General features: G+C 56.7%; 9 protein-coding genes. 1 reads left to right on the top strand and 8 read right to left on the bottom strand.

Features of this window, described 5'->3' with window-relative positions:
- Positions 1 to 687, top strand: a 687-nt coding sequence (locus tag VMN77_10585) for an RNA degradosome polyphosphate kinase (GenBank protein HTN44228.1), incomplete at its 5' end; no start/stop codon positions are given.
- A gap of 57 nt (positions 688 to 744) precedes the next feature.
- Here the strand turns inward: VMN77_10585 and VMN77_10580 are convergent.
- The 8 genes from VMN77_10580 to VMN77_10545 form a co-directional block, all read right to left on the bottom strand.
- Complete coding sequence (locus VMN77_10580; GenBank protein HTN44227.1) at positions 745 to 1,539, bottom strand: undecaprenyl-diphosphate phosphatase; 795 nt, start codon at positions 1,537 to 1,539, stop codon at positions 745 to 747.
- 78 nt (positions 1,540 to 1,617) lie between these two features.
- Entirely contained in the window at positions 1,618 to 2,688 is a 1,071-nt protein-coding gene (locus tag VMN77_10575; GenBank protein HTN44226.1) for a sulfate ABC transporter ATP-binding protein, read from the bottom strand.
- Complete coding sequence (gene cysW, locus VMN77_10570; GenBank protein ID HTN44225.1) at positions 2,685 to 3,575, bottom strand: sulfate ABC transporter permease subunit CysW; 891 nt, start codon at positions 3,573 to 3,575, stop codon at positions 2,685 to 2,687. The genes VMN77_10575 and cysW overlap by 4 nt, the downstream gene beginning before the upstream one ends.
- Before the next feature lie 16 nt (positions 3,576 to 3,591).
- The gene (gene cysT / locus VMN77_10565; GenBank protein HTN44224.1) at positions 3,592 to 4,419 is read right to left on the bottom strand and encodes a sulfate ABC transporter permease subunit CysT; all 828 of its coding nucleotides are present in this window, start codon (positions 4,417 to 4,419) and stop codon (positions 3,592 to 3,594) included.
- Positions 4,420 to 4,456: 37 nt separating this feature from the next.
- Positions 4,457 to 5,476, bottom strand: a complete 1,020-nt coding sequence (locus VMN77_10560) for a sulfate ABC transporter substrate-binding protein (protein ID HTN44223.1) — start codon at positions 5,474 to 5,476, stop codon at positions 4,457 to 4,459.
- A 61-nt stretch (positions 5,477 to 5,537) separates the two neighbouring features.
- Entirely contained in the window at positions 5,538 to 6,776 is a 1,239-nt protein-coding gene (locus VMN77_10555; protein HTN44222.1) for a putative porin, read from the bottom strand.
- Positions 6,777 to 6,964: 188 nt separating this feature from the next.
- On the bottom strand, positions 6,965 to 7,165 hold the full coding sequence (locus VMN77_10550) for a YezD family protein (protein HTN44221.1): 201 nt from the start codon (positions 7,163 to 7,165) through the stop codon (positions 6,965 to 6,967).
- 167 nt (positions 7,166 to 7,332) lie between these two features.
- Positions 7,333 to 7,791: an Rrf2 family transcriptional regulator gene (locus VMN77_10545; protein ID HTN44220.1), complete on the bottom strand. Its 459-nt coding sequence runs from the start codon at positions 7,789 to 7,791 to the stop codon at positions 7,333 to 7,335.
- Positions 7,792 to 8,093: the final 302 nt, after the last annotated feature.

Here is an 8,093-nt window from a genome sequence, read left to right as displayed (position 1 = left end):
CGGAAGTTCCGCAAACTCCTGCCGTCGCCCACCGTGTTCAAACAGGCGCTCCTATCAAAGATCGACCGGGAAATCGCACAACATTCGGAGGGGTCGCCGGGTCTCATCCAGTTTAAAGTCAACGCGCTCGAGGACAAGGAGATCACCCGGGCGCTGTACCGCGCCTCGCAGGCCGGCGTCAAGGTGGACCTGATCGTGAGAGACACTTGTCGTTTGAGGCCGGGCATTCCCGGATTGTCCGAAACCATCCGCGTGGTCAGCGTCGTCGGACGATTCCTGGAGCACGGCCGGATCTATTACTTTCGAAACGGCGGGAATGAAGAGTATTTCATCAGCTCGGCCGACTGCATGTCGCACAAACTCCAGCATCGCATCGAGGTGGCGGTTCCCGTAGAGGGACCGGAGCTTCGGGAACAGCTCCGTCAAATCCTTGAGATCCAACTGACGAACCGGGCGAGTCTCTGGGCCATGCAGTCGGACGGGACCTACGTCCGGAGCGAACCCGAAACCGGCGCCGAGACCCGGGGCGCGCAGGAATTGATGATCGAGCGGGCCCAAAAACGATTTCAGTCCACTCAACAGTCAAGCAAACAAAGTCATTCCGGTAAAACCCAGGGCCGAACCAAAGGGGGCTCCCCTTCCATTCCGGGCGGCGGATTCAAAGGGCGCAAGCGAAGAGGGGTTTGAAAAACGGCGGAAGATAAAGACGGCGGTTTCGACCCGATTGCGTGGAAAAGGTCAATCTTATCGGATGAGCCACAGGATCAAGATCGCCACCGCGATACGATACCATCCAAATCCATTCAGGGTGTAACGTCCGAGAAGGCTGATGAACCATTTGACGCTCAACCAGGCCGTGATGAAGGAGACGACGAATCCAATGACAAAGGTCGTCAGATCGGAAGCGCCCAGGAACGACCGGCTCTTATAGAGGTCGTACGCGGTCGCGGCAAACATCACCGGCACGGCGGCCAGAAATGAATATTCGGCCGCGGTCTTTCGCTCCACCCCAATCGCCATCCCGCCAAGGATCGTTGCCCCCGAACGCGAAACCCCCGGCCACAACGCCAGGCATTGGAATAAACCGATCGAGAGCGCCTCACGCCAACCCAGCGAATCGACGCCGCGCTTCTTAACCTCGGGAAGGAATCGTTCGATCAAAAGGATCGCCACACCTCCGACTCCCAAACCCAAGGCGACCGTTTTCGAGTTGAAAAGGTGATTCTTGATGAAACCATGAGCCGCTGCCCCGAACACGAGGGCCGGAAGGGTCGTCAGGAACAATAGGGTCAGTCCGTTGATTCCCGCAAACCCTTTTTCCTTGTTGAACGGATTCAGACCGTAGAACTTTTCTTTGTAGAGGAAGACCACCGCCAGTATCGCTCCGAGCTGGATCACGACCTCAAACGTGGACGCCTTCTCCCCTTCATAGCCCAAGAGATGTCCGGCCAGAATCAGATGCCCCGTCGAGGAGACCGGAATGAATTCGGTCAGCCCTTCCACCACGCCTAAAACAAAACTGTCCAGCCATTCCGTCATATCCCACCGATGTTTTGATCATCGTAATGGTTGTTCGGGATGAAGTCAACGGGGAATATCAGAAATTCCTTCGAGGTTTTAGGATTCAGGACCTTTCAGAAAGATCTTCAGATTGCGGGGTTTGATGAAGACCTGTTCTCCTTTCTGGAGTTTCATCTCTTGGTAACGTTCCCGCGCCAGTTCCGCCTCGATTCGCTCGCCGTCGTCCTGCCGAATCAATTCCAGACGGATCACGGGCCCGACCGCATGAACCCCGGCGATGACGGCCCTGACCGCCCGTCGATCCGCGGTCATTCGCTCGATCTCAATTTCATGGGGCCGCACATAACCGACCGCCGGCGCATCCTGCACCCCGGCATGCTCGGGGATGTCGACTTCGATAGGGCCGATTCGCGCGCGCCCGCCGTGAACCCGCCCGTGAAAGAGATTCACCTTACCGAGAAAGTGAATGACGAATGGATTGACGGGGTGCTGGTATATTTCCTCGGGGGATCCGACCTGCTCGATCCGGCCCTTATTCATCACCACGACACGGTCGGCCACCTCCAGCGCTTCCTCCTGGTCATGGGTGACGAAGACGCTCGTGACGCGGATCTCGTCGTGGAGCCGCCGGAGCCAGCGACGGAGCTCCTGTCTCACCTTGGCATCCAGCGCGCCGAACGGCTCGTCCAGCAACAGAACCTTCGGTTCGACCGCCAGCGCCCGGGCCAGTGCGACGCGCTGACGCTGGCCTCCCGAAAGCTGCGCGGGATATTGATTCGCCAGCCAGTCCAGTTGGACCAACTTCAGCAGCGCGTGAACCTTGTTCCCGATTTCGGCTTTTGAAGGACGCGAGAGGCGCGGCTTGACTTTCAAGCCAAAGGCGACGTTCTCGAAAACCGTCATATGACGGAACAAGGCATAATGCTGGAAGACGAAACCCACCCGGCGGTCACGGGGGCTCCGTTCCGTCGCGTCCTCGTCGTCAAAAAGGACCGCGCCGCCGTCCAGAGCCTCCAACCCCGCGATGATCCGGAGCAGCGTGGTTTTCCCGGATCCGGACGGACCCAACAGCGCGACCAGTTCGCCCGACCGGATCTCCAGACTGACGTCGTTCAGCGCAGTGAAGGAACCGAATCGCTTCGTAATATTTTTTGCTTCGATGCTCATGCCGTTTCTCCAACACCTTCCGCTCTGGCACGGCCGGCGTCATATTGCCGGGATTCCCAATGAACAAAACCCTTCGCCGCCAACGTCACCAGCGCCAGCAGGGCGAGCAGTGAGGCCACCGCAAAAGCGGCCACGAAATTGTATTCGTTGTAAAGAATCTCGACATGCAGCGGCAAGGTGTTCGTCACTCCTCGCACATGCCCCGACACGACCGAAACGGCGCCGAACTCTCCCATCGCCCGCGCGTTGCACAGGATCACGCCATACAGAAGTCCCCACTTGATGTTCGGCAGCGTGACATGGAGAAAGGTCTGCCAACCGTTTGCGCCCAGGACCCGAGCGGCCTCTTCTTCCTCCGTGCCCTGGGCTTGCATCAGCGGAATCAGCTCGCGGGCCACGAAGGGAAAGGTCACGAAGATCGTCGCCAGTACGATCCCCGGCACGGCGAAAACAAGCCGGATGTCGTGCGCCGCAAGCCAGGGTCCAAGCCATCCCTGCAGGCCGAAAAGAAGAACATAGATCAAGCCCGCGATGACCGGCGAAACGGCAAAGGGCAGATCGATCAGCGTCATCAGAATGTTTTTACCGACAAACTCGAACTTGGCGATCGCCCAGGCCGCCGCGACGCCGAACACGAGATTCAGCGGCACGGCGATGCCGGCCGCGAGCAGCGTGAGTTTTATGGCGGCCAGCGCATCCGGTTCCACTAAGGCGGCGAGATAGGCCGATAGTCCTTTTCTCAACGCCTCCGCAAAAACCGCCGCAAGCGGCGCGAATAGGAACAAACCGAGAAACAACAGGGCCGTCGTGATCAGCGTCCGGCGCACGAAGGACGGCTCGGTGGTCGGGTGTTTTGTGCGGTATGATCGCTTGAGGGATTTGGACATGGCGTCTTCTCCTCGCTCAGAAAGCGTGCCGCCGGTTGTTCCATCCCTGCAGCAGGTTAATGAGCAGGAGAAGCAGGAATGAGAACACCAGCATCACGACGGCGATCGCCGTCGCGCCGGCGTAATCGTACTGCTCCAGCTTGGTGATGATCAATAGCGGAGCGATCTCCGAGACCATCGGCATGTTGCCCGCGATGAAAATGACCGATCCGTATTCGCCTACGGCCCGAGCGAATGCCAACGTGAATCCGGTCAACACCGCCGGCCAGAGGCCGGGCAGGATCACCCGGGTGAAGACCTGCCACCGGTTCGCGCCCAGACTGGCCGCGGCTTCCTCGATCTCGACATCCAGATCTTCTAAGACGGGCTGAACGGTACGAACCACAAACGGCAGCCCGATGAACGTGAGGGCGACGATCACCCCCAGCGGGGTGAAAGCCACCTTGATTCCCAGTGGCTCGAGCCAACGGCCGATCCACCCGTTGGCGGAGTAGACCGCGGTCAGCGCGATACCCGCCACGGCCGTCGGAAGCGCGAAGGGAAGATCCACCAACGCGTCGATGATTTTCTTTCCGGGGAATCGGTAGCGCACCAAAACCCAGGCCACCAGCAGGCCGAACACGGCGTTGATCGAAGCCCCGATCAACGCCGCCCCGAAACTCAGCCGGTAAGAGGCCAGCACTCGGGGAGCCGTGACCGTTTGCCAAAACTGCACCCAGCTCAGGGTAGCCGTTTTGACGAAAGTGGCGGACAGCGGAATCAGCACGATCAGGCTGAGGTAAAGCAAGGTGAAGCCCATCGCGAGACCGAAGCCGGGAAGGATGCTGTGTTTTCGGAAGATCATCGATATCTTACGCCTGCGCTTGTCTCCTCGGCGTCATTCACCGTCCGGGTTGGTAGATTTGATCGAAGGTCCCGGCGTCCTCAAAATGTGCCTTCTGCGCTTTCTGCCAACCTCCGAAGACTTCATCAATGGTAAACAGCTTGATTCTCGGGAATTGACCGGCGAATTTGACGGCCACCGATTCCAACCGGGGCCGGTAGTAATTCCGGGCCGCGATCTCCTGACCCTCCGGCGTATAAAGATATTCGAGATAGGCCTGGGCCACGGCGCGGGTGTGATGCTTGTCCACGACATTGTCGACGACCGCGACCGGAGTCTCGGCCAGGATGCTCACCGAGGGCACGACGATCTCAAACTTGTCCGGCCCGAGCTCCTTGACGGCCAGGAAGGCTTCGTTCTCCCAGGCCAGCAAAACGTCCCCGATACCGCGCTCGACAAAAGTGGTGGTCGAGCCGCGCGCCCCGGAATCCAGAACCGGAACGTTTTTATACAACCGCGTCACGAAATCCTTTGCCTTGACCTCCTCGTTCCCGTATTTCTTGAGCGCATAGCCCCAGGCCGCGAGATAATTCCAGCGGGCGCCGCCCGAGGTTTTCGGATTGGGCGTAATGACCGAGACGCCCGGTTTCACAACATCGTCCCAATCCTTGATCTGCTTCGGGTTGCCCTTGCGCACCAGGAAGACGATAGTCGACGTGTAGGGGGAGCTGTTCTGCGGCAGACGCGACTGCCAGTTTTTCGGGATCAGGTTCGCTTTTTCGGCAATGGCGTCGATGTCGTAGGCCAGGGCCAGCGTTACCACGTCCGCCTCCAGCCCATCGATCACCGCCCGGGCCTGTTTGCCCGACCCGCCATGGGATTGATTGATCCTGACCTTCTCCTTCGTCTTCGCCTCCCAGTACTTGGCGAAGGCGGCGTTGAAATCTTGATAGAGCTCCCGCGTGGGATCATACGACACGTTTAACAACGTGGTCTCGGCTCCCGCGACCCGGGGCAATATCGCCCCGAGGGCCAGGAATAGAACCGGGAGGAAACGGAAAACTTTTTTCAGTAACATGGCTATCTCCTTTGGTTAAACTTTCCGTTATAACTTGAGAAGGTTTCTCTTTAGATGACAATCAGAACTTGACCGAGAAATCGATCTGGAACCGGCCGAACGACGGATTGACATTCCCTGCCCCGGTATACACCGTCGGCGGCAGACTGGCCTTGTCTTTTAGGGTGCTGTAATATTTCAGCTTGACCTGAGTGGCTTTGGTAAAATTGTAAGCCGTCCATACGATATGGCCCTTCCGGTTGGTGCCTCCGTTCGGTCCCCAATCCGAATCCGCAATGTCCGCGAGCGTGGCATCCGTTTGAACCACCCGGTACATATATCCGAACTCGGCCGTGTTGGCGGCACTGGCACTACCGACCTTGAAGCCCACTGCGTAACCCGTATCTTGATTTTTGGTCGTAGCGTTCTGGACCGTGCTCTGCAGATTCTTCACATAATCACCCGAGACAGTTACCGGAATCGCGGCCTTGATCGTCACCGCAGCGGTGGCATCGATCACATTGAAGGAATTCGCCAGTTCCGCAGTTGCCCCAACCCGGGTGTTTCCGTCCTGCACGGTATTCTGCGAAAAAGTGCCCTTTTCCCCATTTGCCAGGGTGTAGTACAACACCGCCAGATTAATCCCCACCGGGTCTGTCTTGATTTCGCCGCCCACCTGGTACCCCAGCAGCCATTGCGCAAGCGAGCCTTGCGCGCCTCCGTCTAAAACGACCTGCCCCAGCGTGGCGTAGGCCTTGCCTGTATCTCCCAGCTTCAAGGTGTATTTCTCGGCAAAACCCTCCGGGTTGTAATCGTCATCGAATACCAACTCTCCGGTGAGGCTGACGGTGAAAGGATTGGCCATCCGGCCGCCCATCAGAGAGAGGTTCGGAATCTGGATCACTTCCACATAGGCCCTGTCGATCCAGATGGCCTTTTGGGAGGATAGGGACTGCTCTGTCTGGTTGGTGCTGGTCTGCCCCCCGGTCCCCGATGCCAGACGAATATGGAGGATAACCGGCCCCTCGCTGATATCGCTCCCGATCCGTAGCCGGTAGCGCAGACGATTGACGTTTTTCCCATTGTTCGCACTTCCACCGCCGTTATACCACTCCGTTTCTTCCCGGAGCCGGAAGTCGCCGTACAACGTAATCTTGTCGATGAACGGGGAAATCCCCCGCTGTTGGAGGGAATCCGCTTCCTCCTTCGTAATCGTCCCTTTCTTGACCAAAAGATCCGTCAGGTCCTCCGCCGCCCATGCCACCATCGGCAGCACAAGCAGACCAACCAACAATATTGCTTTCAAACTAAGATATTTCATCGCTTCCTTTCGCTTAGGGAAAACTTCAACGAACGACCGGAAAATTCTCACGACAATGCTCCTTTTCTCCATGGGAAGCTCCGGTGGTCCGGTCAGCATGCCCGTCGGATTTTTTCATCTCTTCCTATGCTGCCTCCGGTGGTCCGGCCGGCCCAGTCTTTCTATCCCAAGGAAGGGAGTCCTTCCACTCACCTTCGCAAATCATCTTTATCGAAACGGATCTTTTCTTTCCGCTCGATCTGAACCACCTTGGATTCATGAATCGTTAACTCGACGGACCCGTACCGGAGGTTTTTAATCGCCTGCAGAATTTTATTAATGACCTTCCGGTTCCTTGCATCCTCCGGAGAATCCGGGCCTGGTCTGTTCTGGGAAAGCTCCGTGTCCATCGTTTTATCTTTTCTGTTTAGCGCCTGCTACTCCTCGACTACCGCGGGAACCGTCTATGCCCGATCGAGCCTGACTCCGGGAACGAGTTCGAAAGCAGCCGGAAGCAGCAGGACGAACGATATGTATATCAAGTCTATAGAGATAGTATAGTTATAAGGAAAATTTTTTATTTTCGGGTTCTTCGGGCTCCGGATTTTATTTTAACGTGCTTCATTTTTTTTAGCGCTTGCGTCAGGGTCACACCGTCCAGTACTTCAGCGATCGCGTCGCGGGTTTCCTTCATCACGATCCGGACACCACAGGTCGCCTCATCCTTGCACTCCTTGCACCGTTGATAGGCCATCTGACTGACGCAGGAAACCGGCGCCAGCGGACCGTCGAGGATCCGGATGACCTGCCCGAACGTGACCGATCCGGGAGGTTTGCCTAACAAATAGCCTCCCCCCTTTCCCTTCTGGCTCTGGAGCAGGCCATGTTTCTTCAACTCCAGCAAAATATGCTCCAAAAATTTTTTGGGGATGCCCTCCCGTTCGGCCAAATCTGAAATGAGCATTGGACCGTGCCCGTAGTCCTCCGCAAGAACCAGCAACGCCTTCAGGGCGTATTTCGCTTTATGTGACAGCATACCTATAATCCATATAGTCTACAGAGTGGATAGAGTATTAACCAATTCGCTGCGGTTTGTCAAGTATTTTATTACTTATGATGATTTTATTTTGTTGCGAAAATAAATAAGCCTGGGGTCAAATCTTTACTTTTGACTTTCCCTCGGAGGCTCAGCAAAAGCTGATTGAGGAAGCCAAGAATAAACTCATGGTAGCAAACGGTGGAAGCAAAATACCTTTTGAGAATCCCGGAGATTCACAACTGCTTGAAAATAAATGGAGCCGGCGAGTGGGATTGAACCACCGACCTGCTGATTACGAA

The sequence above is a fragment of the Nitrospiria bacterium genome (assembly GCA_035498035.1).
Lineage (GTDB): Bacteria > Nitrospirota > Nitrospiria > JACQBZ01 > JACQBZ01 > JACQBZ01.
Note: the sequence above shows the minus strand (reverse complement) of the source record. Positions and strands in the feature narration are given on the sequence as shown.

Excerpts from the sequence above, each read along its gene's own strand:
- VMN77_10575 (HTN44226.1), bottom strand. The coding sequence starts at position 2,688 with ATGAGCATCGAAGCAAAAAATATTACGAAGCGATTCGGTTCCTTCACT.
- VMN77_10550 (HTN44221.1), bottom strand. The coding sequence starts at position 7,165 with ATGGACACGGAGCTTTCCCAGAACAGACCAGGCCCGGATTCTCCGGAG.
- cysW (HTN44225.1), bottom strand. The coding sequence starts at position 3,575 with ATGTCCAAATCCCTCAAGCGATCATACCGCACAAAACACCCGACCACC.
- VMN77_10545 (HTN44220.1), bottom strand. The coding sequence starts at position 7,791 with ATGCTGTCACATAAAGCGAAATACGCCCTGAAGGCGTTGCTGGTTCTT.
- VMN77_10555 (HTN44222.1), bottom strand. The coding sequence starts at position 6,776 with ATGAAATATCTTAGTTTGAAAGCAATATTGTTGGTTGGTCTGCTTGTG.
- VMN77_10560 (HTN44223.1), bottom strand. The coding sequence starts at position 5,476 with ATGTTACTGAAAAAAGTTTTCCGTTTCCTCCCGGTTCTATTCCTGGCC.
- VMN77_10580 (HTN44227.1), bottom strand. The coding sequence starts at position 1,539 with ATGACGGAATGGCTGGACAGTTTTGTTTTAGGCGTGGTGGAAGGGCTG.
- cysT (HTN44224.1), bottom strand. The coding sequence starts at position 4,419 with ATGATCTTCCGAAAACACAGCATCCTTCCCGGCTTCGGTCTCGCGATG.